Consider the following 24,117-nt stretch of genomic DNA (forward strand, 5'->3'; position numbering starts at 1 on the left):
GTACAGGCCGCGATCATCACTCGTCCACCAGGGGCTGGGCGCGGCATACCGACCGAAAGGTGCAGCTCATGCGCATTCGAACCCTCACCGCCGTGACCGCGTCGATCCTCGCCGTGGGCCTGATCAGCACCGGTGCCGCCGCCTACGCCGCCGCCCAGGCAACCCCCGCCTCCGATCAGAGCACCTTCATCGACGGCGTCCCCGCCCCGCAGGACGACACCTTCATCGACGGTGTCCCCACCCCGAGCCAGGATGAAGACGTGACCCCCGACAACGAACAGGGCATCGTGCTCGACGGTCAGCCCGCCCCGCTGTTCCTCACCCCCGCCGACCTCGCCAAGGGCCCCGTGACGCTGGCGCCGGGTCAGTCGCTGATCGTCGTGCTCGACACCGAGAACGGGGGGAGGTTCACCGGCACCGGCGGCACCGAAGACAACGCCGTGGCCACGTTCGACGCGGCCACCACCGGCGCCACCGACGACGACGCCTCGTTCAACGCCGCATTCTCCGGCGAGAAGGTCGGCACCACCAAGGGGTGGATCGCCGGCGCCGACGGACAGCGCACCACGTTCGACATCATCGTCGCCGCCTCCTGACAGCGGCTCATCCGAGGGTCGGCGGAGTCATCCGCCGGCCCTCGTCGCTGTCGTAACGGCGGCCTCTTCGCACCGGCTCAGGCCGGCATCAGTCGCAGCGCCCCGGATGCCGCGACCTCGAGGCGCACGGCATCCAGTCCGTCCACCACGAGGTCGGCACTCAGCTCCTCCTCGGTCGTCGTGCCGGTCAGGGCGAGGACGGCGCACCCTGCCGCGCGGGCGGCGACGATGCCGGCGGGCGCGTCCTCGACGACGAGGCAGCGCCCCGGGGCGACACCGAGGCGCATCGCGGCCGTGAGGAACGGCTCGGGGTGAGGCTTGCCGTTCTCGACGTCGTCGACCGTGACGAACACCGCGGGCCGCTCGTAACCGGCGGCTTCCAGTCGGGCGGTGGCGATCGGCACCGACCCCGACGTCACGATCGCCCGGCGCTCGGCGGGCACCGACGCGAAGAACACGGCGGCGCCGCGGACGGGCGCCAGGCCCACGGCATCCGTCACCTCTAGCTCGGTGACGTGGGCGAGCGCCTCGGTGTGGCGCTCGGCGGGCAGCAACAGGCCGACGAGCGTGCGCGCGGGCTGGCCGTGATTGGCGTGCAGGGCCTTCATGGACACACCGAAGTGTTCGGCGAAACGGCGCCATGACCGCACCACGGATGCCGTGGAGTCCACCAGCGTGCCGTCGAGGTCGAAGAGCACGGCGTCGAACTCGCGCGTGAAGATCTCGGCGCCCGCATCGATCTGCCGCCGGATACCCAGCGACGGCAGGACGCGGGCCAGCTGCTGCGCCGTCGACAGCTCGGCATCGACGGTGGTGACCGGGATCGAGGGGGCCACGGGGGCGGTGTCGGGGCGGTGCGCGTCGCGAGAGGCCCCGCGCGAGGAGCGACGGGATGCCAGCACGGCGGGGTCTCCGTCGACGTGCACGACGTGGGGCTCGGCGGGGGCGAGGGCGGCGACCAGCGCGTCCCACTCGGTGCCGCCCGAAAGCTCCGCGGTGAAGGGGGCGACGACCACCACGCGGCCGGCCGTGGCCAGGGCGTCGGCGGCGGTGGCCCGGAGGGCGGCGTAGCGCCCGGCGCGGATCGCGGGGGCGTGCGGCGAGGTGAGCCAGTGCGCGCCCAGCACCTCTTCGGGCAGCGCGTCGAGCAGCGGCGTGGTCACGCTGTCGAGGTCGACGAGCGGCGCGCGCAGGGTCTCGGCGATCGCCCGCCCGAGCGTGCTCTTGCCGCTGCCGGCGGTTCCGGCGACGACGACGGCGAGCAGATCGGGTATTTGACACGGCGACGGCATACCCCCACCATAGACGTAGCAAGTCACCGGTGTCATGCTTGAAATTCCGGGACTCGGAGAAGTTCCGGAAAGGACGGCCGCTCATGCGAGACACCGGTGACATGGTTTCGAGGTCGGCGCGCCTGCACGGCGGACTCGACCTCGGCAGCACCGCGATCAAGATGCTCGTCATCGCCGACGACGGCAGCGAGATCGCCGGCGTCCAGGTGCCCACGCCGTGGCGCGTCGGCGAGGGCGGGACCACCGACATCGTCGCCGACGACCTGCTCGGCGCGATCCGGACGCTGATCGCTCTGATCGATGCGCAACTCGCTCCGCTCGCCTCCGCCCCGCTCGCCTCGCTCGCCGTCGCGGGCATGGGCGAGACCGGCATCCTCATCGACGCCGAAGGCCGGGCCGTCGCACCCGGCTTCGCGTGGTTCGACCCGCGCGGGCTCGCGCAGATCGCCGCATTCCCCGCCGTGGTGCGCGAGGAGTTCGCGGGGCGGACGGGTCTGCCGCTCGGTGCCCAGGTGAGCGTCGCCAAGCTCGCGTGGCTGCGCGATCAGGGCACCGACCTCACGGGCCTGCGGTGGCTCGACCTTCCGGAGTTCGTCGTCGCGGCACTCGGGGGCGACACCGCCCTCGAGCTCTCGCTCGCCTCGCGCACCGGCCTCATCGACCAGGACTCCGGCGCCGCCTGGCCCGCGATGCTCGACGCGCTGGGCGTCACCGCCGACCTCCTGCCGCCGCTGCGCGGGGGCGGACTGCCCTGGGGCACGGCATCTGGGGCCTTCGGCTCCCGTGTCGCCGGGGCCGCCCTCACGGTCGCCGGCCACGACCACCTCGTCGCCGCGCAAGCCAATGGGACCCTGGATGCCGACGGCTACCACGTCTCGCTCGGCACCGCCGAGGTGTTGCTGCGGGTGCTCGACGCGCCCCTGGGCTTCGCGGCGCGTCAGCGCCTGGCGGACGCGCTCATCAACGAGGTGCGCCACGTCGTGCCCGGTCAGCACGTGCTCGTCGCGGGCGTGAAGACCGGACTGCTGCTGCGCCGGGTCCTGCACGCCGCCGGCATCAGCGACCGCGCCGGTCGGGATGCCCTCGACGCCGCGGCCATGGCGTTGCCCCTCGAGGGGGAGCTGCCCGCGGGGGCCGTCGAGGTCACCGGCGCCCGAAACGACGACGGCGTGCTGCGCCTGACCCTCCACGCCGAGGCATCACCCGCCGAGATCTTCCTGGCGGCGCTGCGTCACAGCAACGACGAGGTCGCCCAGCTCATCGCCGCGATGGACCGCGAAGTCACTCCTGCCACCCACTCCACCCTGACCGGCGGTTGGGCGGGGATGGCTTCGGTCCGCCGCGCCCGCGCCGAGGTGCTGCCGAAACCGTCCCTGTCCACCCGCGAGCAGGACGTCGCGTGGGGAGCCGCCGACATGGCGCGGCGCCTCGTCTCGGCATCCGTCCCCTCCTGACCAGACCTCCGCGCGGACCCGCGCGCGAAGACCCCAGAGAAGAGAGATCATGAACGAACTCACCACGCTCGAGCGCCGTGCGCTCCAGTCGATCAGCACCGCCGACGGCCACATGCTCATCGTCGCCGCCGACCAGCGCAACGGCATGAAGGCCGCCATCAAGGACGCCCCGAACGGCTCCGAAGCGATCACGCGCGAGGAGCTCGCCGAGGTGAAGGCCGACCTCGTGCGCCACCTCGCCAACCACGCCCCCGCGATCCTGCTCGACCCCGAGGTCGCCCTGCCCCAGATCGTCGACGACGGCGTTCTCGACCGCGAGACCGGCCTCGTCGTCGGCCTCGACGCCTCGGGATTCGAGACCGTGGACGCGCTGAAGTACACGCGCTTCGTGCCGGGTGTGACGCCCCGCACCGTCCGCGACATGGGCGGCACCGTGGCGAAGATGCTCTACTACACGCGCCCCGACAAGCAGGATGCCGACTCCCGCGTCGCGCAGGAGATCCGCGACCTGGTCGCCGCGTGCGAGGCCGAGGGGCTGCTGCTCATCGTCGAGCTGCTGACCTACCAGCTCGAGGGCGAGAGCGACGAGGAGTACCGCGCGAAGTTCGCCGACCTCGTCGTCGACGGCGCCGCGCTCGCCGTCGCCTGCGGCGCGAAGATCCTCAAGCTGCAGTACCCCGGCTCGGCCGAGGCCAGTGCCCGCGTGACCGAGGTCGCCCAGGGCGTGCCGTGGGCGGTGCTGTCGGCCGGCGTCGATCACGAGACCTTCATCGAACAGGTGCGCACCGCCGTCGCGAACGGCGCCTCGGGTGCGATGGCCGGCCGGTCGCTGTGGAAGGACAGCCTCTCGATCGACGCCGACCGTCGCGAGGAGCTGCTCACCGGTCGTGCCCTGCCGCGCCTGCGCGAGCTCGCCGACGCGGTCGACGGCCGCTGACGTGACCACGCCCGCCCGGGACGCGGCGAGCTGCCCGCGGGTGCACGCGGGGGAGCGTCGTCGCGGGCCCGGGCGGGCGGGTTCCACCCGCCGCCGGATAGGGTGGCCTGTCGGAGCAGCCCCCCGTCCGAACCCCTATCCCGGAGGTGCCTCGTGACCACCATGCGCGATGTCGCCCTGCGCGCCGGGGTGAGCACCAAGACCGTGTCGCGCGTCTTCAACGACGACCCCCACGTGCTGCCCGACACCCGCGCCCTCGTCGAGGCCGCGATGCGCGAGCTCAACTATGTGCCCAACGCTCTCGCGACGACCTTCCGCGCGGGGCGCGCCTCGGTCATCGGGGTGGCCGTTCCCGATGTCGTCGACCCGTTCTTCGCCGCGATCGCGCGCTCCGTCGAGGACACCGCGCGACGCCGGGGGCTTTCGACCCTCGTGACCAGCCTCGGCGAAGACCCGGCCGACGAGCGGCCCGCCCTCGAGTCCCTCCTCGGCCGTCAGCTCACGGGCCTCGTCATCGCGCCGGTCGGCACCGACCACTCCTGGCTCGAGCGCTGGCGCGGGCACACCCCGATCGTGTTCGTCGACCGCGCCCCGGTGGGCCTTCACACCGACACCTTCACCGAGAACGACGAAGCCGGCGCGCACGCGGCCACGGCCCATCTGCTCTCGCACGGTCACCGCCGCATCGCCTACGTCGGCGACATGGTGCACCTCTCGACCGAGACCAAGCGCGTCGAGGGCTGGCGGCGAGCGCTGCGCGAAGCCGGGGTCGACGTCGATGAGCAGCTCATCGCCTCGCAGGTGTCGGACCGTGAGTCCGCGGCATCCGCCCTCGAACGCCTGCGCGCGCTCTCGGACCCGCCCACCGCCGTGTTCTCCGCGAACGCCCGCTCGTCGATGGCCCTCGTGCACGTGCTGCGCGGGCAGGCGATGCCGTTCGTCGGCTTCGGCGATTTCCCGATGGCCGACACCCTGACCCCGTCGGTCACGGTGGTGGACCAGGATCCGCGCCGTATCGGTGCGCTGGCGGCCGAGCGCGTCTTCGCGCGCCTCCAGCCCGACGCCGGTCTCGGCCTCGATGAGCTGACGGTGATCGACGTGTCGCTCATCGAACGAGAGTCCTGCGCGCTGTGAGGCGCTCCCGCGACTAAGGGGTGCGGTGACCGCCACCCGGACGGTCTCGGAGACGACACCTCTCGGCGACTCTCGCGGGGTCTCGCCCGGCTGGGCGACGCTCTGCCCCGAACCGGAGAGCGAACGGGCGCGGCACCCCCCAATGGTGCCGCGCCCATCGCCGACGGACCGGAAAGCCTCTTCCGACCTCTCGCACGCGAGGGTTCCCCCACGGACGCCTCGCGTGCGGTCTTCATCCATACAAGCACAGGGCTTCGTAAATAGCACCCGGCCTCGGGTCGTAAATACGATCATCCGGTGGCGGTCGAGGGCGTCTACGATCGAAACGTGGGTCGCGGCGCCGTCGGACCACCCTCGCGGTACTCCCGTCGAGTGGTGGCGAATGTGGACCGCCTGCGTCGGGCGAAAGGCCTGACGGTGGGTGAGTTGATCAGTCGCGCCGGAATGACGAAGAGCTATTACCAGTCGCGTGCCGGCTTCTCGCTGCCCTACAACACCAACGACATCGAAGCGCTCGCCGCCGCCCTCGGGGTGTCCCCCGAAGAGGTCGCGAACCCCGAGTCGGCTCCGCGGGTCGAGATGCGGGTTCCCGCGGGCCCGCTCGCCGCGCGAGTCCGCCGGCTCGTCGCCAGCCAGGCGGCTCGCGAGAGCGATCTCGTCGATCACCTCGACGAGATCGATCCCGCGTCGGCCGAGAGCGCCCGGGCCCTGCTGGCCGCGGCCACCAACACGGTCGTGCTCGACGAGGAGGTGCTTCGCCTCATCACGCAGTGGGCCGACGTCCCCACCGAGTACCTCACCGACTACACCGACGACGCCGTCACCGACCGCACCGATGCCGAGCTCGAGTTGCGCGACGCCATGCGCGAAGCCGGAGCCAGCAGCATCCAGTTCCGCGCCCTGGGGGAGATGTCGCCCGACGCCCTCCGCGCGATCGCCCACTCCCTGCGCGGGAGGCCGCCCGCGACATGATCGGCCGTAAGGGGGGACGGGGATGACGGAGACGGACGAGACGCTCGATCGCGTGCACGCGCGCGTGGAACACGCGCTTCAGCGTGCCGGCCTGACCCCCGGAATGACCTTCGACGAGGTCGTCCACGCGGTGGAGCGGGCACTGGAGATCCGCCTGCGCGTCGTGCGAGAGGTCGACACCACGGGGTGGGGGACGCTGACCGGCTTCCTCACCTATTTCGCCGACCGGCGCGAGGGCAGCATCCACGTTCGAGCCTCGGATGCCGTGATCTACAGCCAGTTCGCCGCCTCCCACGAACTGGGGCATCTGCTCGACGACGCGCACTGCTCGGGAGCCCTGCACGAGCGCTCGTCGGTCTCGCCTCACGACAACCCGCGACTGACCACGCCCGAGTACGAGGCGGAGCTGGTCGCCGAGCACGTCGCGCACCGCATCGCCCGTCTGCTGTACGCCTCGCCGAGGGTGGCCGAGTCGTCGTGGTGACCGTGATGCTCATCGACGCGGCGCTCGCGGGCCTGCTGCTCGTGGTCGTGCTGCGGGCGCGGGTCGCCTGGCGTCAGCCCCGAGCGCGCATCGCCTGGCTTGCCGCACTCGTCGGCTCGATCGCCCTGCTCACCCAGGGCACGATCATCCCGCTCGGCCTTCTCGACGGCCTGCTCGGCGGCACGAACGTCCTCAAGCTCGTGCAGAACGTGCTCACGATGGTGGCGCTGTGGCTCGGCATCCAGGCCGGAACCGCTCCGGTGACGGCGCGCATCCGCACGCTGCGGTGGGGGTTCCCCGGGTTGCTCGCCGCCCTCTTCGCCGTCGTCTTCTTCGTCGCGATGCCCGAGCGCGGGACGTCCTCGTTCCGCTTCCTCGAGGACTTGGCGGTGACCTCCACCGGGGCCTGGGCGTACGGGGTGCTGCACATGGCGGGCATCGCCCTCGTCGGCCTGCTGCTGTTGCGCTCGGCCCGCGGGTCGCTGCCGAGAACGCGCGTGTTCTTCCGCGTCGGGGCCGTCGGGATCGTGCTCGGGTGCCTGAGCGAGATCCTCGATCTCACGCTGACGCGTTTCTTCGAGCCCGACGCCGTGGTCAGCGCACTGTTCGACCCCCTGTTCTACCTCGGCGTCGTGTCGTTCGTGGTGGGCATCTTCGTGGCATCCCGCACGACGACGAAGATCCGTCGACGGGGCGAGGACCTGCTCGCGCGGCTCGAGCCGATCGCGCGCGAACGCGGTGTGCACTCGTTCCCGGGGCTCCCCGCGGACGCCGTCACCGACACGCGCCTGCACGCCCTGCGTGTCGCCGTCGAGGACGACGCGATCGCCACCTCGACGCCGCTCGCCCCCGCGCAGCGCGCCCTGCTCGACGACATCGACGCCCACCTGACCCGCCGAACCACCGGAGCCCGTTCATGATCCGTTCCCTCGCCGTCGGAACCGGCGTCGCCGCCGCGACCGTCGCCGTCGCCCACACGGCCCTCGCCGGCTACGTCGCCCGCCGCCTCATCGCGCCCAAGGCGCCGAAGGTCTACGCCCCGATCACGCTCGCGGGCGACACCGTCACCGTGCCCGCCACGCCGGAGAGCCGCGAGCCGGGAACCTACGGTCTGTGGCTCGACGACGGCCGGCACGTCGTCGTGGGCGAGCCGCTCCGCATCGAGAGGGACCGTGTCATGCGTGCGCTCGCGTCGCGGCCGGACGGGCTCGAAGACGGGGATGCCGTCGCCACCTGGACCTCGCAGAGCATCGGCGCCCCCGAAGAGGTCGGCCCCACCCGCCATGTCTCCGTGCCCCTGCGCCGCGGCGGTGTCGCGGAGGCCTGGGAGATCGGCGACCGCGAGAGCACGGACGGCCGATGGACGATCCATGTGCACGGCCTGCGCTCGAGCCGCAACGGCGCTCTGCGCTCCGCCCCGGCGGCCGTGGAGGCGGGCTGGATGTCGCTCGTCGTGTCGTACGCCGGCGACGAGGAGTGCGCCCCCGCGGACTCCCTCCCCTCGACGCTCGGCACGCGCGAGTGGCGCGATGTCGACGATGCGATCTCTTATGCGATCGAGCAGGGAGCGCGGGAGATCGTGCTGGTCGCGTGGTCGATGGGCGGGACGATCGCGATGCTCGCGCTCGAGCAGTCGGCGCACCGCGACCGGGTCACGGCCCTCGTGCTCGTCGCCCCCGCCCTCGACTGGACGCGCGTCGTCGAGAACGCCGTCGCGGGTGCTCGCCTCCCGCGCTCGGTCGCCGGCGCGTCGATGCGCATCCTCGGCAGCAGCCTCGGCGCGAAGGCGCTGGGACTGATCGAAGCGGTGGACGCTCCGGCGCTCAACTGGGTCGACGGGCCGCGTCCGGCACCCCGGGTGCCCACGCTGATCGTGCACAGCCTCCGCGACCCGGTGGTGCCGGTGAGCGGGTCGCTCGCCTACGTGAAACGGCATCCGGGTGCCGAGCTCGTCGCGTTCGACGCGACCGGTCACTGCAACGAGGCGAACCAGGACCCCGCGCGCTTCCACGACGCGATCGCCGAATTCCTGCGGGGCCTCACCCGCGACTGAGGGGCGGGACCCGGCGACTCGTGCGCGGTGATCAGGCCGTCAGCGCGGCGATCGCGCCGCGGGCGCCGCGCTCGGCGAGCGACGCGCGGGCCGACAGGTAGGCCTCGCGCAGACGGGCGTCGCGACCGAGGTCACCGAACACCGGAGCGTAGTCGAGGAGCGCCGCGGGATCATCGGTGACGATCGCGCGGAGCTCGTTGAGGCGGCTGTCGACGGCGGGAGTCTCCTCGCCCGTCTCGGTGCGGCCCTCGAGGAACACGCTCCACCCCGCGAGCACGAGGGCGCAGTGATCGATGCTCCCGCCCGAGGCGAGCTGTTCGCGGACGACGGGCAGCAGGAACTTGGGCAGGCGGTCGGAGCCGTCCACGACCTGACGCGCGAGGGTGTCGCGGATCGCCTCGCTGCCGAAGCGGGCGAGGAGCTGGTCGCAGTACGCGTCGAGGTCGATGCCCGGCACGGGTCGGAGCGTCGGGATCGCTTCCTCGTGCATGTACCCCCGCAGGAAGTCGACGAACAGCGGGTCGGTGCACACCTCGTGCACGTAGTGCGCCCCCGACAGGATCCCGAGATAGCTCATCGCCTGGTGCGAGGCGTTGAGCAGCCGCAGCTTCATCAGCTCGTAGGGCTCGACGTCGTCGACGAGTTGCACACCGACCTCGTCGAACGGCGGTCGGCCGGCGGGAAAGGCGTCTTCGAGCACCCACTGCTCGAACGACTCGCTTCTCACGGGCCAGCGGTCCCGGATGCCGAACTCCTCGGCGACCGCGGCGCGCGTCTCGTCGGTGGTGACCGGGGTGATGCGATCGACCATCGAGTTCGGGAACGACACGTTCTTGGAGATCCAGCGACCCAGCTCGGGGTCGAGACGCTCGGCGAAGCCGCGGAGGGCGGCGCGGGCCACGCGTCCGTTGCCCTGGATGTTGTCGCACGACATCACGGTGAAGGCCGGGATGCCGGCATCCCGCCGCCGACGAAGACCCTCGGTGAGCAGGCCCATGACGCTGCGGGGAGGGACGGCGCCGTCGAGATCGGCGAGGGTCGCCTCGTCGCGCGGCGCGTACTCGCCCGTCGCATCGTCGACGCCGTACCCGCCCTCGGTGATGGTGAGCGAGACGATCGCGGTGTCGGGATCGGCGAGCTTGGCGGCGACGGCCTCGGGGTCGTCGGGCACGAAGAGATACTCGACGATCGATCCGACGACGCGCGCAGCAGAGGTGCTGTCGGGCGCGGTGGTGACGAGCGTGTAGAGGTCGTCTTGCGCAGCGAGCGCGTCGCGCATGGCCGCATCGACCGACAGGACCCCGACTCCGCACAGACCCCATTCGGTGTGGCCGGCTTCGAGCAGTCGGTCGAGGTACATGGCCTCGTGCGCCCGGTGGAAGCCGCCCACACCGAAGTGCACGATGCGCGGGCGCACGGCCGACCTGTCGTACGTCGGAACGGAGACGTTTGCCGCGAGGGAGGGGAGGGCGGCGGCGGTGAGGTCGGTCATGCGGGGCTCCGTGTGTCGGGAAAGGGGGCGAGCGGGTCTGGTGCGGAACCCGCCCCAGACCGAGATCAGAAGTGTGGATGCCGGGACCCGGGCAGTCGCTCCGGGTCCCGGCATCCGGGATCAGACGTCAGCAGCTGGACTTGTAGACCGCGTCCTTGCCGTCGGTGGTGATGTTGTCTTTGGTGAGGATGGTGAAGCCGGTCTGAATCTTGGCTTCGGTGGTTTCGCCCTTGAGGGCGGCGATGGCCTGCTTGACGCCGTCTTCGCCGATGGTGGCGGGCTCCTGGGCGACGAGGGCCTGGACGGTGCCGGCTTCGAGGGCCTTGACCTGGGCGGGGCCGGCGTCGAAGCCGACGATGGTGACGGAGCCCTGCTTGCCGGCCTGCTGCACGCCGGTGGCGCTTCCCTCGGCGGCGAACAGGTTCGCGGCGAAGATGCCGACGATGTCGGGGTCCTTCTGGAGGGCGGCGGTGACGATCTCGGCGGCGGTGGAGGGCTCGTTGTGCGAGTACTGCACGCCGACGGATTCGAACTTCGAGTCCTTCTTGACGGCGTCTTCGAAGCCCTGGGCGCGGGCGTCGGTGGTGGAGACGCCGGGGTCGGTGGAGACGACGAGGACCTTGCCGCCGTTGGGGTTCGCCTTCTGGATCGCCTCGAAGGCTGCGGCGCCGCCGCCCTGGTTGTCGGAGGAGATCTGCGACACGGCTCCGGAGGGGTCTTCGAGGGTGGTATCGACGAGGACGACCTTGATGCCCGCGGCCTCGGCTGCGGCGATCGGCGCCTGCATGGCCGAGACGTCGGTCGGGGCGATGAGAAGGGCGTCGGGCTTGGAGGCGACGACGGCGTCGACGATGGGCTTCTGCAGGGTGGGGTCGAACTTCTCGGGGCCCTGGGTGGTGACGGTGGCGCCTTCCTTGGCGGCTTCGGACTGGATGCCGCACTGCATGGAGATGTAGAACTCATCTCCGGCGACGCCCTGCACGAACGCGATCTTGTAGCCGTCGGCACCGCCGGACGCACCGCCCGAGGCGGAGCCGCCCGAGCAGCCCGCGAGGGTCAGGGTCGCCGCCACACCGAAGACCGTCAGGGCGGTCGCCTTGTTGTTCCACTTCATTGTGTTCACCGTTCTTTGTTCGGGTTGGTAAGGGGTTGAGAGGGAAGGGATGCTGCAGCGGTTCAGCCGCGCCGGCCTCCGCTGAGGAACTTGCGCCAGAGGCCCTGCGAATTACCGCGGGTCGCGGCCGTCCGGCGGACCTGGTCGACGTAGACCGCCGCGATCAGCACGGCGCCCACCGCGACCTGCTGCCAGAAGGGCTGCACGCCGGTGATGACGAAGCCGTTCTGCAGTACCGCGGGGATGAACAGGCCGACGACCGTGCCCATGATCGTGCCGACGCCGCCGAAGAGCGACGTTCCGCCGATCACGACGGCGGCGATTACATTCAGGTTCGTCTGCGACTGACCCGCGATCGCGGTGGTCGAGAACTGCGAGAGCGACAGGATGCCGCCGAGCCCCGCCAGGGCGCCCGAGATCGTGTAGATCTTGATGAGCTGGGCGTCGACCTTCACGCCGACCCGTCGGGCGGCGATCTCGCTCGAGCCCACCGCCAGCGTGTAGAGACCGAAGCGCGTGAAGTGCAGCACGACCGCGCCGATCAGGACGACGACCAGCGCGATGACGCTGATGATCGGGACGGAGCCGAAGACGTTGCCGTAGCCGATCGAGACGGTGAGGACGGTGGGGACGTCGCGGATGTCGACGCCGCCGGTGAGGATCTGCGCGAGACCGAGGGCCATGCCGAGCGAACCCAGGGTCACGATGAGCGGCGGGATCTTCGCCTTCGCGATGAGGAAGCCGTTGAACAGGCCCCAGCACACGCCGCTGAGGACGGCGACGATGATTCCGACGGTCGCGACGCCCCAGCCCTCACCGCCCATCGCCCTCATGGCGAGCGCCGAGACGACGCCGGAGAACACCAGTACCGAGCCGACGGAGAGATCGATGCCGGCCGTGATGATCACGTAGGTCATGCCCACCGCGAGCACGGCGAGGATCGAGGCGTTCTGGATGATGAGGCGGAAGTTCGACCACTGCGCGAACGAATCGGGAGCGATGATGCTGAAGACGATGATGATCGCCAGCAGCACCAGGAGGATCTGGAACGCCTGGGTCCGCAGGGCTGCGACGACGGGGTTCGTCTTCTTGTTGTCGTCGAACGTGCCGATCGCGACGGTCTCGGTGGGGGGAGTCTTGAGGCTCACTTCTGGTCGTCCTTCGTGACGGCGCCGGTCATGAGCCCGACGAGTTCTTCCATGGAGGTGTTCTTGGCGTCGACGTTCGCGACCCGGGTGCCCAGGCGCAGCACCTGGATGCGGTCCGACACGTCGATGACGTGCGGCATCGAGTGCGAGATGAAGACGACGGCGATGCCCTTGTCGCGGACGCGTCGGATGGTCTCGAGGACGTTCTTGGTCTGGCGCACACCGAGTGCCGCGGTCGGTTCGTCGAGGAACACCACCCGCGAGGCCCAGTGGACGGCGCGGGCGATCGCGATCGCCTGACGCTGACCGCCCGACATCTCGCCGACGGGCGAGGTGAGGGAACGCACCGTGGCGCCGAGCTCGTCGAACGCCGCGCGGGAGGCCTTCGCCATGTCCTTGGTCTTCATGAAGCCCAGGGCCCCCGCCACACCGGGGCGGCGGATCTCGCGGCCGAGGTACATGTTCTGCACGGGGTCGAGGTGGGGAGCGAGAGCGAGGTCCTGATACACCGTCTCGATGCCGAGGCTCGAGGCGATCTGCGGGTTCGACATGTCGATCGGCTTGCCGTCGAAGAGGATCTCGCCCTCATCGACCGCGAGGTTGCCCGACAGGGCCTTCACGAGGGTCGATTTGCCGGCGCCGTTGTCGCCGATGAGAGCGGTGACCTCACCGGGGTAGACCTCGAAGTCCACGTTGTTGAGGGCGCGGACGGATCCGAACTGACGCGACAGGCCGCGCGCCTGCAGCACGGGCACGGTCGTGGTGGTGCTCATGAGGAAGCTCCTTCGTGGAGACCGACGGGGGCATCGGAGACGGTCACGATCAGGTCGGCGCGGTGGCGTCCGCGTTCGACGACGAGCGCGTTGCGCTCATCGACCTCGCGGACCCAGGCGACGGCCTCGTCGTGGGGGTGGTCGTGGGAGAGACGGCGGGCGATGAGTCGCTCGCGGCGGGCGTGCGCCTCGATGTCGAGGAACCACACCTCGTCGAGGCGGGGAGCCACGGCATCCCACCCGAACTCGTCGTGCAGGAGGTAGTTGCCCTCGGTGATGATGAGCGGCACGTCGGCGGGCACGAAGACCGCCGAGCCGATGGACTCCTCGAGTCCGCGGTCGAAGCGCGGGGCGTACACGGCGTGACCGGCGCGGATGCGATCGAGCAGGGCGACGTAGCCATCGACGTCGAAGGTGTCGGGCGCACCCTTGCGGTCGCGTCGGCCGAGCCGGAGGAGTTCCTCGTTGGCGAGGTGAAAGCCGTCCATGCCGACCAGGACCGCGTCGTCGCCGAGAGCGGCGAGAAGGGCGTCGCTCACGGTGGACTTGCCCGCGCCGGGCGTTCCGCACAGACCCAGCACGCGACGCTCGCCGGTGGCCACCAGCTGCCGTGCACGCTCGACAAGGTCGTCGAGGTGCACGGCTGCGGCCGTGGTCGGCGCGGCGTTCTCCGAGGTGGGGGTCACGGCGGTGTGGTCCTTCCGGGGACGCCGCACGTCGAGTGTGCTGCGTCGATGAAGCGGTTCCGGCGAGCGATCGCCGGTCGAACTCCGGTTACGCTAAGCCCACCGTGACACCGGTGTCAACACCCGTGATCAATTCGTCATGACACCGAAGTCATCCGCGTGATTCTGTGGTTATCATGGGCCGCGACGACATCGCCGTCGTCCTCGCCTCCAGGACCTTCGAAAGAGCCCTCCATGACCGAATTCACCGATCGCACCATCCTCGTCACCGGAGCCGGCGGCGGCATCGGCGGAGCGACCGTCCGCCATCTCGTCGCCGCCGGAGCGACGGTGCTCGCCGCCGGTCGCGACGCCGACAGCGTCACTGCGATCTCCGCCGAGACCGGAGCCGAGCCCGTCGTCTTCGACCTCGAGTCGGAGGAGCAGATCCGCACCGCGATCGAGGGACGAGACCTGTACGGCGTCGTCAACTGCGGCGGCTGGGGCGGCGAGATCGCCACGCCGATGGAGACCGACATCGACGTGTTCGACAAGGTCATGCGCATCAACGCGCGCGGCTCACTGCTGGTCACCAAGTACGCCTCGCGCGAGATGATCCGCGTCGGCAAGGGCGGCGCGATCGTCAACGTCTCGAGCCAGGCCAGCCTCGTCGCCCTCACCGGCCACATCTCGTACGGCTCGTCGAAGGCCGCCCTCGACAACATCACGCGCGTCTCGGCCCTCGAGCTCGGCGGCTACGGCATCCGCGTCAACAGCGTGAACCCGACGGTCGTCATGACCCCCATGTCGGCCTGGTACTGGGGGCGCCCCGACATCGAGGGTCCCTTCCTCGAAGCGATGCCGCTGCACAAGTGGGCCACCGAGGACGACATCGCCGCCCCCATCGTGTTCTTGCTCGGCGACGGTGCCGGCATGATCTCGGGCGTCTCGCTCCCCATCGACGGCGGCTACTCCAGCCGCTGATCCCGGATGCCACGCAGGCGGCGCCGCGGTGGGCGGCGTCGCTTTCGCGGTTCGGGGCGGGCGCGTCGCGTATCCTCCGGGATTTGCGCAAACTCAGTCGGGTTTCCGGCCTTGGGGGCTGATTTTGTGTGGGTTGCTGAGTGTGTGCGGATTGCTGAGTGTGTGCGGGCGCCGAGTGTGGGTGTTGCGCATCCTCTGGGATTTGCGTGAGCTCAGTCGGGTTTCGGGCCTTGCGGCTGATTTTGTGTGGGTTGCTGATTTTGTGCGGATTGCTGAGTGTGTGCGGGCGCCGAGTGTGGGTGTTGCGCATCCTCTGGGATTTGCACGAGCTCAGTCGGGTTTCAGGCCTCGGGGCTGACTTTGTGCGGATTGCTGAGTGTGTGCGGACACCGAGTGCGGGTGTTGCGCATCCTCTGGGATTTGCGTGAGCTCAGTCGGGTTTCGGGCCTTGCGGCTGACTTTGTGTGGGTTGATGAGTGGGTGCGGACACCGAGTGCGGGTGTTGCGCATCCTCGGGGATTTGCGCGAACTCAGTCGGGTTTCAGGCCTCGGGGCTGACTTTGTACGGATCGCTGAGCTTGCGCGGGCCCGTTCCGGGCTACAAGCCCAGAGCCCGCCGCAGGTAGTCGTTACGGAAGACACCGCGCGGGTCGATCTCTCGCGCCACCGCGAGGAAGTCGTCCGAGCGGGGGAGGGTCGACAGGATCCGCTCGCCGGGCATCGTAAACGCCTTGCCCCAGTGCGGGCGGGCGTCGAAGGGTGCGAGCGCCTGCTCGATCGCGGGGAGCACCGCCAGGACGCCGTCGGTGTCGTTGCGCCACGTGAAGTGGATGACCATGACATCGCGCTGGTACGCCGGGCTCAGCCACAGCTCGTCGGCCGCGACCGTGCGCAGCTCGGTCACGAGCAGCTGATCGTCGAACGTCGAGGCGAGGGCTCGCACGGCCGCCAGGGCCTCGCGCGCGGAGGCAAGGGGCACGAAGTACTCGCTCTGGATCTCGTCGCCGTCGCTCGGCAGGGCGTCGGCACGGAAGTGCGGAAGGCGCGTGTGCCACGGGCCGGGCGTGCCACGCGGGGTGGTGTTGTCGACCGTGCGGATGCGGCCGAGGTGGATGTCGTCGCCGACGGCTCGGCCGCCGATCTCCTCGACCCACGACGGCGCGCCATCGTCGCTCTTCGCCCACACGAGGTCGTGCTCGGGATCGCCCCAGGTCGTGAAGACGCTCACGCTGCGCGAGCCGCCGAACACCCCCTCGATGTCTCCGACGATGTCTTCCCAGGCGACGCCGGTGTAGGCCTGCTGCGTGACCTCGTACGTGGGTTCGGTCTGCAGCTCGACGGCGGTGACGACGCCGAGGGCGCCGAGGCTGAGGGCGGCGGCGCCGAACCACTCGTGCGTGTGATCGATACGGTGCGTGCGGCCGTCGGCATCCATGATCTCGACGGCGCGGAGGGCGCTGGAGAGGTTTCCGTTGCGCACGCCCGAGCCGTGGGTGCCGGTGGCGGTGGCCCCCACGATCGAGATGTGGGGGAGCGAACCGAGGTTGTGCAGCGCCCGCCCCTCGGCCTCGATGACGGGCGCGAGTTGCGCGAAGGTGACGAGTCCCTCGACGCGCACGCGGTCGCCCACCATCTCGACCCGCGTCGGGAGGCGTTCGAGCGACACCAGGGACGCATCGGAGTCGGCCACGTCGTTGAAGGTGTGCCGCGTGGCCTGTACGCGCAGAGTGGGGGCGGATGCCACCACCTCGGCGAGCTCGTCGACGTCGCCGGGCAGCAGCACTTCGGTCGCGCGGTAGCGGTGGTTGCCCGACCAGGTGGAGCCGGCGTCACGTCGTTGGGTCACGCCTCCATCTTGCACCGCGCCGCCGACATCGGGGCCGGTACGCCGACGTGTTCGCCGCAGCGCTCAGCGTCCCGGGAAGAGCTGCGCCTCGAACACCGCCTCGGCCGCGCCCACGAGCAGGCGGTCCTCGCCCAGCTCGGCGACGGCGAGGCGCAGACCCTCGGCGCAGGCCGGGACGGTCTGGGCGCGCACGGCAGCGTCGAGGGCGTCGAGGTCGCGAGCGGCCAGGACCGCAAGGAACCCGCCCAGCACGATCACCGCCGGGTTCAACACGTTGGCGGCGTTCGCGAGCGCCGTCGCGAGGATGCGCCGCTGCCGGGCGACTTCAGCATGAGCGGCGGGGTCGGTGGTGGATGCCAGGGCGGCAGCCAGGGCTGCATCGTCACCGCCCTCGAGGCCCACGGCCGCGAGCAGGAAGGCGCGGCTGACCTCGTCCTCGAGCACGCCGTCGGGTGCGCGCCGATCGGCCGTGTCGGCGATGCCGGGCCGGTTCTGGCCGAACTCCCCGGCGTACCCGCCCTCGCCGCCGAGCGGGACGCCGCCGACGATCACCGCGCCGCCGATGCCGCTCGCTCCGCCGTTGAGGTAGACGACGTCGTGCGCGCCGCGCGCGGCCCCGAAGAGGTACTCGGCGAGGGCGCCGAGGGCCGCGTCGTTGCCAACGTGGGCGCGGAAGCCGGTGGCGTCGGCGAGCATGACGCCGATCCGCGCCTCGATCCAGCCGAGGTGGGGCGCCTCGCGGACGACGCCGTCCGACGCGCGGACCGGCCCGGGGACGGCGGCGCCCACCCCGACGATCCGGGTGTCCGCGAGCGGTCCGCGGTGCCACGCCGACAGACGATCTGCGACGAGTTCGGCGACGCGCCTCGGGGTCAGCAGGGCAGTCTGCTCGATGCGTTCCCGCACGACGATGGTGCCGTCCAGGCTGATCGCGCCGACGTCGAGCGCGTCGACCTCGGGGTTGACCGCGAGGGCGACGACACGGGGGTCCGGCGTCACGATGGGCGACGGTCGGCCGACCCGGCCCTGGGCGTCGGACGCGCGCTCGACGACGAGTCCCGCGCGCTGCAATTCGCCCACGAGGTCGGCGATGGTCGAGCGGTTGAGTCCCGTCGCCTCGGTGAGGGCGGCGCGGGAGCGGGGGCCCTCGCGATGCACCGTGCGCAGCACGAGCGCGAGGTTGGCGCGGCGCATGCCGTCGCCCCGGCTGCCCGCGATGACCATGGGACCACTGTGCCATGGGCGAACGCCGCGGTGCGGCTGCGCGCCACTCCGGCCGAGCCTCGGCTCCGCGCCGATTCGGCAGAAACGCGATCCGCTCGCAGAAACGCGGTGTCCACGTGTTTCCGCGCGCGGATCGCGTTTATGCGCGGGGCGAGGCCTGGTGCGGGGCGCCGCCCGGGGCGCTGCTCCGGATCGGCGCGCCGGGCGCCGGGATTCCCACCCCGGGCAAAGCGGACGGTGCCAGGATCGGAGCATGGACCTCTCCGGCATCCCGATCACGACCATCCGTGGCGAGCAGACGACCTTCGGCGCGTTGACCGACGGCAAGGCCGCCCTGGTGGTGAACGTCGCTTCGCGCTGTGGTCTCGCGGGTCAGTACGAAACCCTCGAGGCGCTGCACAAGCAGTACGGCGACCGCGGCTTCACGGTCATCGGCTTCCCCAGCAACCAGTTCCTGCAGGAGCTCAGCGACGACGACAAGATCGCCGAGTACTGCTCCGCGACGTGGGGCGTGACGTTCCCGATGTCGGAGAAGGTGAAGATCAACGGGCGCAACGCCCATCCGCTCTACAAGGAGCTGACCTCGACCCCGGATGCCGAGGGCAAGACCGGCCGCATATCGTGGAACTTCGAGAAGTTCGTCGTCGCCCCCGACGGGCGCGTGACCCGCTTCAGCCCGCGTACGCAGCCCGACGCCCCCGAGGTCGTCGCCGCGATCGAAGACGCGCTCCCGCGCTGAGCGGGATCCGAACCGCGAAGGAGTCTCCGTGGCAGATGCCGTCGTCCTCGTCTCCGGTGGCGCCGCCGTCACTCCGTACACCGACCCGGAACGCGCCGCGGCGACGGGCCTGGCCGCGGGCAACACGCTCACCGCTCTGCGCGATCACTTCGTCTCCGCCGGCGTCGCGGTCTTCACCGCTCCCGCCCGGATGGGCGTGGGGACGGTCGAGCGGGATGCCGGGTGGCAGGGCTTCGACGACGTGCCCCTCGTTCTGCCGGCCGAGGTGACGGTCAACGCGGTCGGGGCCGTCGACGACGCGGGTGTCGCGCTCGCCGCGTTCGTCCGCTGGCTCCGCGACGAGCACGGGCTCGGGAGCGTCGATCTCGTCGGCCACTCGATGGGCGGACTGTTCTCTCGGGCGGCGATCCGCGAGCTCCGAACCGACGGACCGCGCATCGATCGGCTCGTGACGCTGGGAACGCCGTGGGACGGTGCCGTCCTTGGCGACGCCGTGGCGGGAGACCTCACCCCGGCCGATGCCCACGGCGACCCCGCGACGACGGCGATCCTCGAGCAGGCGCTCGCGTACGCGGCGGCCAACTCGCAAGGGGCGGCCGAGCAGGTGTCGCGCCGTTTTCTGCGGGGGTGGAATCAGGCGCAGGCGGGTGTGCTCGACGGCATCCCCGTCACCGCGATCGGCGCGGGTCACTTCGCGGCCGCGACCGAGCCCGCGCAGCTCTGGCCGCACGACGGGCTGGTCTCGCTGCGAAGCGGCCGGGCCGACGACGTCCCCCTCGAGGTGGTGTCCGTCATCGACCGGCACTCGTTCCCCGACCACGTTCACAGCATCTTCTTCGCCGACGGGTTCGGACTGCCCTGGGAGCGCGCCCTCACCTGGGATCCCGCGGTGTTCGCCGTCGTGGATTCGGCCCTGGGAATCTGAGCCGAGCGCTGGACGCCACGGCATCCGGGGTATATGTTGTGAGAACCAACAAACCCGAGGTGCGTCACCGCGTGCCCGTGCGTCCATGCGAAGGAGCAGGAATGCCCACCCCCACCCGCGATGACAAGTTCTCGTTCGGACTCTGGACCGTCGGCTACAACGGCACCGACCCCTTCGGCGGCCCCACGCGTGAGCCCCTCGACGTCGTGCACGTCGTCGAGAAGCTCGCCGAGCTCGGCGCCTACGGCCTGACCTTCCACGACGACGACCTCTTCGCCTTCGGCTCCACCGACGCCGAGCGCCAGAAGCAGATCGACCGCCTCAAGGGCGCGATGAAGGACACCGGCATCATCACGCCGATGGTCACCACCAACCTCTTCTCCGCCCCCGTCTTCAAGGACGGCGGCTTCACCTCCAACGACCGCCAGGTGCGCCGGTTCGCTCTGCGCAAGGTGCTGCGCAACCTCGACCTCGCCGCCGAGCTGGGCGCCAAGACCTTCGTCATGTGGGGTGGCCGCGAGGGCGCCGAGTACGACTCCGCGAAGGACATCCGCCAGGCGCTCGAGCGCTACCGCGAGGCCGTCAACCTGCTCGGCGACTACGTCACCGACAAGGGCTACGACATCCGCTTCGCGATCGAGCCCAAGCCCAACGAGCCCCGCGGCGACATCCTGCTGCCCACGCTCGGTCACGCGATCGCCTTCATCGACTCGCTCGAGCGCCCCGAGCTGGTGGGCCTGAACCCCGAGGTCGGTCACGAGCAGATGGCGGGCCTGAACTTCGCCGCCGGCATCGCCCAGGCGCTGTATCACGGCAAGCTCTTCCACATCGACCTCAACGGCCAGCGCGGCATCAAGTACGACCAGGACCTCGTGTTCGGCCACGGCGACCTGCACAACGCCTTCGCCCTGGTCGACCTGCTCGAGAACGGCGGCCCCGGTGGCGTGCCCGCGTACGACGGCCCCCGTCACTTCGACTACAAGCCCTCGCGCACCGAGGATGAGACGGGTGTCTGGGACTCCGTCTCGGCCAACATGAACACCTACCTGCTGCTCAAGGAGCGTGCCGCGGCCTTCCGCGCCGACCCCGAGGTGCAGGAGGCGCTCGAAGCCGCCAAGGTCGCCGAACTCGCCCAGCCGACGCTCAACGAGGGCGAGACCTACGACGACTTCCTCGCCGACCGCTCGGCCTACGAGGACTTCGACACCGACGCCTACCTCGGCGGCAAGGGCTTCGGCTTCGTCCGCCTGCAGCAGCTCGCCACCGAGCACCTGCTCGGCGCGCGCTGAGCCTCTCGGGCCTGGATGCCGCAGCATCCAGGCCCGTCCCGGCTCGCCGTCGGCGCGGGCATCACGCCCGTTCCGGCGCCGCGCACCCGCCTTGAGTGTCCAGAACACCCGGACTATTTCGAAATCACTCCGGGTGTTTTGGACACTCAACGGAGGGGTTGGGGCTCGGGCAGGGGCCCCGGCCCCGCCCCGGCCCGTTACGGGCTGCGGGCCAGAGACAAAACCACACGAGCCGCGCCGACGAAGGCGTGGCGGACAGAAGGGCAGAGCATGGCGCTCGTCATGGGAGTCGACTCGTCGACGCAGTCGTGCAAGGTCGTCGTCGTCGACGCCGAGACCGGGAAGCTCGTGCGCGAGGGGCGCGCCTCACACCCCGCCGGGACCTCGGTCGACCCCGAGGCCTGGTGGAAGGCGCTCCAGGATGCCATCGCCCAGGCGGGTGGTCTCGACGACGTCGCGGCGGTGTCGATCGCGGGTCAGCAGCACGGCATGGTCGTCCTGGATGCGGAGGGCGCGGTGATCCGCGACGCCCTGCTGTGGAACGACACCCGGTCTGCGCAGGCCGCTCGTGACCTCATCGACGAGGTGGGCGCGGAGGCATTTGCCGAGCGCACGGGCGCCGTGCCGGTCGCCTCGTTCACCGGCACCAAACTGCGTTGGTTGCGCGACGCCGAGCCCGAGAACGCCGCGCGAGTCGCCGCCGTCGCGCTCCCGCATGACTGGTTGACCTGGCGTCTGCGCGGCTTCGGCCCGGGAAACGCCGTTCTCGAGGAGCTGGTCACCGACCGCTCCGATGCGTCGGGCACCGCCTACTGGGGCGTCGACGGCTACGACCTCGACCTCTTCCGTCGCGCTCTCGGCCACGATGCGCTGCTGCCGCGCGTGTTGGGGCCCTGGGAGAGCGCCGGCACGTTGACGGGTGGCGCGCTGGTCGGCCCCGGTGCGGGCGACAACGCCGGCGCCGCTCTGGGATTGGGGGCGGGTCCGGGTGATGTCGTGGTGTCGCTGGGGACGTCGGGCACGGTGTTCGCCGTCGCCGAGGCCCCCACGCGTGACACGACGGGCGCCGTCGCCGGTTTCGCAGATGCGACCGGCCGTTTCCTGCCGCTCGTCGCGACGCTGAACGCGGCGCGCGTGCTCGACGCGATCGCGGGTCTCCTCGGCGTGACCCACGAGGAGCTCGGCGCCCTCGCCCTGCAGGCCGAGCCGGGCGCCGGCGGTGTCGTGCTCGTTCCCTGGTTCGAAGGGGAGCGCACGCCCAACCTCCCGAACGCCAAAGCCTCCCTGAACGGGCTGACCCTGGCATCCACGAACCGACCGAACCTGGCTCGCGCCGCGATCGAGGGCATGCTCAGCGGGCTGGCGGCCGGACTCGAGGCGATCCAGGCGCAGGGCGTCGAGGTGCGGAGGATCCTGCTCGTCGGCGGGGCGGCAGCCAATGCGGGTGTCGCGCGGATCGCCGCCGAGGTGTTCGACGCCGACATCGTCGTGCCGGCCGCGGGGGAGTACGTCGCTCTCGGTGCGGCGAGACAGGCCGCGGGCGTTCTCGCGGGTGGTCCGATCGACTGGACGGTCGCGACGACACGCGCGGTCGAATCAAACCACCGCGAGCTGATCCGCCGCAACTACGAGTCAATCGCCGCCCTTCGTGCGCGAGAGTAGACGCGGGCCCGTCGGCGTCTTGTAAGGGGGGCGTCGGCGGGTTCGCCCCGTCTACGGGAGCGGTCTCATCGGGGATGGCGCGGACGCTTTCCCCCGCCTGTCGAAGTCGTCGTCCCGCTTCTACCGTCGCGCCGTGACCCGCCTTCGTCTGCATGCGCCCGCGATGGGGGATCCCGGTGCGCGGTGGCATCGCGCCATCGCACAGCGAGCGGCGTCGGTGAACCGAGGGGGGTGCGCGCCGCTACTGTGAGGGACCATGAGCGGCGAGGTCGGGGGCAAGCGCATCGGCGTGCGCGAGGTCGCGGCCGCCGCGGGGGTCTCGACGCAGACCGTCTCGCGTGTGCTCAACGGCTACGCCGGCATCCGTGACAGCACGCGCGAGCGCGTTCTCGCCGCGGTGGCCGACCTCGATTACCGCGTGAACAATGCCGCGCGAGCGCTCGGCACGAGTTTGACGCGCACGGTGGGGGTCGTGGCATCCGATGCCGTCCTGCACGGGCCCTCGGCGGGCATCGCCGCTCTCGAACGGGCGGCGCGGGCGCGCGGGCGGTGGATCTCGACCGCGTACACCGACTCCGACGACCCCGCCGACATCGACGCCGCGGTGCGGCACCTGCTCGCCCAGGGAGTCGACGGGGTCGTGCTGGTCGCAGCGCACGGGGTCACTCCTCTCGAGGGGTACGACGTACCGATCGTGCCGCTGTACGGCGCCTCGGGCACCCGCCAACGCGATGCGGCTGCCCTCGTCGTGGATCATCTCGCCGACCTCGGACATCGCTCGATCGTCGAGCTCGCCGGACCCTCCGACTGGCGCGAAGCCCTCGCCCGCACCGCGGGGGTCGCCGACGCCGTGACCCGTCGGGGGCTGTCGCTCGTCGGCCGTGTCGAGGGGGATTGGAGCGCGGCCTCGGGCTCGGCGCTTGCGGCTGAGGTCGCCGCGCGGGTCGCCGCGGGGGCCACGGCTGTGGCGGTCGCCAACGACCAGATGGCGTTGGGGCTCGTCGCCGGTCTCGCTGCGCGAGGGGTGCGCGTTCCCATGGACGTCTCGATGACCGGGTTCGACGACAACCCGGATGCCGCTTTCTACACGCCCGCGCTCACCACGGTGCGCCTCGACGTCGAGGGCGAGGCCGAGTACGCGGTGGCCGCTGTGCTCGGGCATGCGGCGGAGCTCCCGGCGGAGCCGGAGTTGGTGGTGCGGGACTCCACGGCCCCTGCGGGTGGTCTCCGCTCGCGACACGGGTCGGTGACCGAGCGAAACTCCTGAGTTTCGGGTTCAAGGCTGCGGGGAAGCCTCGAAATCGTCGGGTGGGGCGGGCGGGCTCCTTGATCGC

Annotated in this window: 22 protein-coding genes; 14 read left to right on the forward strand and 8 right to left on the reverse strand. The window is 71.0% G+C overall.

Annotated elements, in window-relative coordinates:
* Positions 1-68: 68 nt before the first annotated feature.
* A complete protein-coding gene (locus AB6V29_RS04180; protein WP_369357215.1) occupies positions 69-596 on the forward strand; it encodes a hypothetical protein in 528 nt (175 codons plus the stop codon).
* Positions 597-673: 77 nt separating this feature from the next.
* Here the strand turns inward: AB6V29_RS04180 and AB6V29_RS04185 are convergent, their stop codons facing one another.
* Entirely contained in the window at positions 674-1,888 is a 1,215-nt protein-coding gene (locus tag AB6V29_RS04185; protein WP_369357216.1) for an HAD-IA family hydrolase, read from the reverse strand.
* A 101-nt stretch (positions 1,889-1,989) separates the two neighbouring features.
* Here AB6V29_RS04185 and AB6V29_RS04190 point away from each other — a divergent pair, with 101 nt between their 5' ends.
* The 7 genes from AB6V29_RS04190 (at position 1,990) to AB6V29_RS04220 (ending at position 8,922) form a co-directional block, all read left to right on the forward strand.
* Positions 1,990-3,342: an FGGY family carbohydrate kinase gene (locus AB6V29_RS04190; RefSeq protein ID WP_369357218.1), complete on the forward strand. Its 1,353-nt coding sequence runs from the start codon at positions 1,990-1,992 to the stop codon at positions 3,340-3,342.
* Positions 3,343-3,391: 49 nt separating this feature from the next.
* Positions 3,392-4,279: a hypothetical protein gene (locus AB6V29_RS04195; protein WP_210072843.1), complete on the forward strand. Its 888-nt coding sequence runs from the start codon at positions 3,392-3,394 to the stop codon at positions 4,277-4,279.
* Positions 4,280-4,441: 162 nt separating this feature from the next.
* Positions 4,442-5,413, forward strand: a complete 972-nt coding sequence (locus AB6V29_RS04200) for a LacI family DNA-binding transcriptional regulator (RefSeq protein ID WP_307317839.1) — start codon at positions 4,442-4,444, stop codon at positions 5,411-5,413.
* Positions 5,414-5,857: 444 nt separating this feature from the next.
* Positions 5,858-6,385, forward strand: a complete 528-nt coding sequence (locus AB6V29_RS04205; protein ID WP_309668522.1) for a hypothetical protein — start codon at positions 5,858-5,860, stop codon at positions 6,383-6,385.
* Positions 6,386-6,407: 22 nt separating this feature from the next.
* Positions 6,408-6,869, forward strand: a complete 462-nt coding sequence (locus tag AB6V29_RS04210) for a hypothetical protein (RefSeq protein WP_210072850.1) — start codon at positions 6,408-6,410, stop codon at positions 6,867-6,869.
* On the forward strand, positions 6,863-7,789 hold the full coding sequence (locus AB6V29_RS04215; protein WP_369357221.1) for a hypothetical protein: 927 nt from the start codon (positions 6,863-6,865) through the stop codon (positions 7,787-7,789). Before AB6V29_RS04210 ends, AB6V29_RS04215 begins: the two co-directional genes overlap by 7 nt.
* Positions 7,786-8,922 (forward strand): alpha/beta hydrolase family protein, encoded by a 1,137-nt coding sequence (locus tag AB6V29_RS04220; protein ID WP_369357222.1) that lies wholly within the window; start codon positions 7,786-7,788, stop codon positions 8,920-8,922. Before AB6V29_RS04215 ends, AB6V29_RS04220 begins: the two co-directional genes overlap by 4 nt.
* Positions 8,923-8,953: 31 nt before the next feature.
* Here AB6V29_RS04220 and AB6V29_RS04225 read toward each other — a convergent pair whose 3' ends face one another.
* The 5 genes from AB6V29_RS04225 to AB6V29_RS04245 all read right to left on the reverse strand — a co-directional run bounded on the left by AB6V29_RS04225 (position 8,954) and on the right by AB6V29_RS04245 (position 14,135).
* The gene (locus AB6V29_RS04225; RefSeq protein WP_307313236.1) at positions 8,954-10,414 is read right to left on the reverse strand and encodes a mannitol dehydrogenase family protein; all 1,461 of its coding nucleotides are present in this window, start codon (positions 10,412-10,414) and stop codon (positions 8,954-8,956) included.
* A gap of 127 nt (positions 10,415-10,541) precedes the next feature.
* Positions 10,542-11,528, reverse strand: coding sequence for an ABC transporter substrate-binding protein (locus AB6V29_RS04230; RefSeq protein ID WP_267788154.1), 987 nt, complete (start codon positions 11,526-11,528; stop codon positions 10,542-10,544).
* Positions 11,529-11,590: 62 nt separating this feature from the next.
* Positions 11,591-12,676 carry an ABC transporter permease gene (locus AB6V29_RS04235; protein WP_210072861.1) on the reverse strand — a complete coding sequence of 362 codons (1,086 nt, stop codon included), beginning with the start codon at positions 12,674-12,676 and terminating at the stop codon, positions 11,591-11,593.
* Positions 12,673-13,449: an ATP-binding cassette domain-containing protein gene (locus AB6V29_RS04240; RefSeq protein ID WP_103205786.1), complete on the reverse strand. Its 777-nt coding sequence runs from the start codon at positions 13,447-13,449 to the stop codon at positions 12,673-12,675. The genes AB6V29_RS04235 and AB6V29_RS04240 overlap by 4 nt, the downstream gene beginning before the upstream one ends.
* Positions 13,446-14,135: a nucleoside/nucleotide kinase family protein gene (locus tag AB6V29_RS04245; protein ID WP_369357225.1), complete on the reverse strand. Its 690-nt coding sequence runs from the start codon at positions 14,133-14,135 to the stop codon at positions 13,446-13,448. The genes AB6V29_RS04240 and AB6V29_RS04245 overlap by 4 nt, the downstream gene beginning before the upstream one ends.
* 234 nt (positions 14,136-14,369) lie before the next feature.
* Here AB6V29_RS04245 and AB6V29_RS04250 point away from each other — a divergent pair, with 234 nt between their 5' ends.
* Positions 14,370-15,098 carry an SDR family oxidoreductase gene (locus AB6V29_RS04250; RefSeq protein ID WP_307313228.1) on the forward strand — a complete coding sequence of 243 codons (729 nt, stop codon included), beginning with the start codon at positions 14,370-14,372 and terminating at the stop codon, positions 15,096-15,098.
* Positions 15,099-15,696: 598 nt separating this feature from the next.
* Here the strand turns inward: AB6V29_RS04250 and AB6V29_RS04255 are convergent.
* Entirely contained in the window at positions 15,697-16,944 is a 1,248-nt protein-coding gene (locus tag AB6V29_RS04255; protein WP_369357227.1) for a D-arabinono-1,4-lactone oxidase, read from the reverse strand.
* A gap of 63 nt (positions 16,945-17,007) precedes the next feature.
* Positions 17,008-18,168 (reverse strand): ROK family protein, encoded by a 1,161-nt coding sequence (locus tag AB6V29_RS04260; RefSeq protein WP_369357229.1) that lies wholly within the window; start codon positions 18,166-18,168, stop codon positions 17,008-17,010.
* 253 nt (positions 18,169-18,421) lie between these two features.
* Between AB6V29_RS04260 and AB6V29_RS04265 the strand changes: the two genes are divergently transcribed.
* The 5 genes from AB6V29_RS04265 (at position 18,422) to AB6V29_RS04285 (ending at position 24,050) form a co-directional block, all read left to right on the forward strand.
* Positions 18,422-18,907 (forward strand): glutathione peroxidase, encoded by a 486-nt coding sequence (locus tag AB6V29_RS04265; protein WP_210072869.1) that lies wholly within the window; start codon positions 18,422-18,424, stop codon positions 18,905-18,907.
* 28 nt (positions 18,908-18,935) lie between these two features.
* Entirely contained in the window at positions 18,936-19,832 is an 897-nt protein-coding gene (locus AB6V29_RS04270) for an esterase/lipase family protein (RefSeq protein WP_369357232.1), read from the forward strand.
* Positions 19,833-19,933: 101 nt separating this feature from the next.
* Positions 19,934-21,121 (forward strand): xylose isomerase, encoded by a 1,188-nt coding sequence (gene xylA / locus AB6V29_RS04275; protein WP_307313216.1) that lies wholly within the window; start codon positions 19,934-19,936, stop codon positions 21,119-21,121.
* Positions 21,122-21,391: 270 nt separating this feature from the next.
* On the forward strand, positions 21,392-22,783 hold the full coding sequence (gene xylB / locus AB6V29_RS04280; protein ID WP_369357233.1) for a xylulokinase: 1,392 nt from the start codon (positions 21,392-21,394) through the stop codon (positions 22,781-22,783).
* Positions 22,784-23,039: 256 nt separating this feature from the next.
* Positions 23,040-24,050, forward strand: coding sequence for a LacI family DNA-binding transcriptional regulator (locus tag AB6V29_RS04285; RefSeq protein WP_307458086.1), 1,011 nt, complete (start codon positions 23,040-23,042; stop codon positions 24,048-24,050).
* Positions 24,051-24,117: the final 67 nt, after the last annotated feature.

The sequence above is a fragment of the Microbacterium sp. 20-116 genome, from assembly GCF_041079415.1.
Classification (GTDB): Bacteria; Actinomycetota; Actinomycetes; order Actinomycetales; family Microbacteriaceae; genus Microbacterium.